The following is a 214-nucleotide window of genomic DNA, read 5'->3' as shown; positions in this document are numbered from 1 at the left end:
GGTGCACGAAATTGCGTTCCATCGACAGAAAATAACCGGAGTCCATACCACGTATCATCAGCATCTTCTTCTTGTGTCCAATGGGCTGCACATAGGTGAAATAAGGCTTGGAGGGGGTCGCTACTCAGGCGCTGTCTCGCTTGAGGAATAGCACTTGGAGCAACCGTATCGCCCAGGGTATCAGTGAGTGTTAAATCTAACTTCTCAACAACGT

The 214-nt window shown here is 49.1% G+C and carries 1 protein-coding gene; it reads right to left on the bottom strand.

The window, feature by feature from the left end; genetic code table 11:
• Window positions 1-214 (bottom strand): transposase domain-containing protein (locus H4J63_RS20720; protein ID WP_182198127.1); only part of this gene is annotated, 214 nt, incomplete at both ends.

Origin of the sequence: Pseudoalteromonas sp. 5Ae-yellow (assembly GCF_014077565.1) — a bacterium.
GTDB lineage: Bacteria > Pseudomonadota > Gammaproteobacteria > Enterobacterales > Alteromonadaceae > Pseudoalteromonas.
The sequence above is the reverse complement of the archived record's forward strand: the minus strand, read 5'-3'. Positions and strand labels throughout refer to the sequence as shown.